The organism is Mesobacillus sp., assembly GCF_049588175.1.
Classification (GTDB): Bacteria; Bacillota; Bacilli; order Bacillales; family Cytobacillaceae; genus Mesobacillus.
Genome location: NZ_JBAVFI010000448.1, coordinates 1 through 1,804, shown reverse-complemented (window position 1 = coordinate 1,804; position 1,804 = coordinate 1). Strand labels below are relative to the sequence as shown.

Sequence of the window (1,804 nt, the reverse complement as noted above, 5' to 3'; positions counted from 1 at the left end):
GCGCTGGCCGACTAAAACCGCCACGTCCTGTGGCAACGTCGGCACTAGTACATCGTGTCCGTCGAAGGGCCTGACAGTGAAGTCGCTTTTTGACTTCATTGGCAGGACTGAAGCGACTCGAGGGGCTAGGCGCTGAAGCTGGACAATTCTCGAAATGAATTTTATACCTTCTTTTTTCAAAAAAAATCTTCTATTTATGAATATATCTGTTTTAGCATCAGGTTACAAGAAACATCCGAAAACAAAAAGAGCATGCCAAGATAAGAAACTCTCTGCATACTCTCTATCCTAATCCATTTAGACGCTAACTTCACTCAAGACTTTGGTTGCCCAGTCACTAGCCTCACCATACAGACGGAAAAGTTCTTCTAGATGCATAGAGGTCGGATTGAACTTTAGCTCTGCTCCTTCGTGGAAGGCAAGTTCAATATCCTTTAAAAACTGAAGCATCATATATTCATCGTTCTTTTCACCTGATAGGGCATCCTTCAGCTCATTGCTCAATGGCAGATCCTCAAGCAGCTCATCCATCGGGTGATGCAGCAATGAATCCATCAGCGAGAACATTCCGAGCAGGAAATACTTTGATGACAATACCTCTCTGCCAACCTTTCTGCCAATCAATTCACCTAGCTTCCCACGTTTCAGCGAAAGCTCGATTATTTCTCGTTCCTTTGAACCCCCGTCAGCGCCGCCTCTGTCTGCTCCTCTTATTGCCAAAACGTAAATCCATTTCTTGATTTCATTCAGGCCCAACAGAATGATTGCCTGCTTAATCGAAGAAACTTCATTTCTCGGACGGAACACTGGATTATTAATCAGCCGGAGCAATTTATAGGATAATGATATATCTTTTTCAATGACATCCTTGATTTTTTCAAGATCCGGTTCGGGACACTCTATTTCTTTTAATATTTGAAAATAAGAATGATAATAGGATGGTATATCGTAACTATTCAAAATCACTGGCTTGCTGAAATAAAATCCCTGAAAGTATTCAAACCCATCTTCTTTTGCCTCATGATATTCTGAAATCGTTTCCACTTTTTCCGCCAGAAATTTGATGTTCCTTCCAGTTATAAACCTGATCATTTCCTGTCTGTCAGAGCGGGTGGTTGTCCGGAAATCAATCTTGATGATATCCACATAATTTAGTAAGTCGATGGTAAGGTCGTTCCATTGTGAAACGAAAAAATCATCGAGAGCTATTATATAACCATGCGCCTTTAACTCCTTGCAGATCGCAAGAATTTCTTCATTTATTTCAACTGTCTCAAGAATTTCGACCACGATGGATAATGGGTTAAAGTACGAAGGCACACCCAGCATCAATAATTTCTCTGTAAAATTAATAAAACATGGCTTACCATTAGACAATTCCTTAATTCCAATATTCAAGAAACTGTTCACGATGACATCTGTGGTTGCCTGATCTCCGTTTGTATGCTGATAATTATTGACAGTGCTGCTTCTGTAAAGCAGTTCATAAGCAACAGTATTTTCGTTCATATCAAAAATGGGCTGCCTTGCAACATATATATCCACAAAGTATTCCTCCCGGGGCACTTAAGAAAAACCAAATATGTAAATATTAAACAACGACTTTGTAGGAAAAATATACTATTAATTTACAAGTATTACAAGAGGTTTTATAAATTACCATATTTTATAATACGATACTATTAACAGTATTTTTCAATTCTACTAAGTGAGTGGAATTCATTGGTAGCTAAATGTATAAAATAAAATAAGACTTTGAGACTCTCATCAATTAGGATCTTGTTAACTTGAGCATTAGCCACCC

General features: G+C 38.6%; 2 protein-coding genes. Both read right to left on the bottom strand.

What is annotated here, in order from left to right; genetic code table 11:
- Nucleotides 1-180, bottom strand: a 180-nt coding sequence (locus WB217_RS10985) for a hypothetical protein (RefSeq protein WP_423993269.1), incomplete at its 3' end; no start/stop codon positions are given.
- 117 nt (nucleotides 181-297) lie between these two features.
- The gene (locus WB217_RS10980) at nucleotides 298-1,545 is read right to left on the bottom strand and encodes an EAL and HDOD domain-containing protein (protein ID WP_423993268.1); all 1,248 of its coding nucleotides are present in this window, start codon (nucleotides 1,543-1,545) and stop codon (nucleotides 298-300) included.
- Nucleotides 1,546-1,804: the final 259 nt, after the last annotated feature.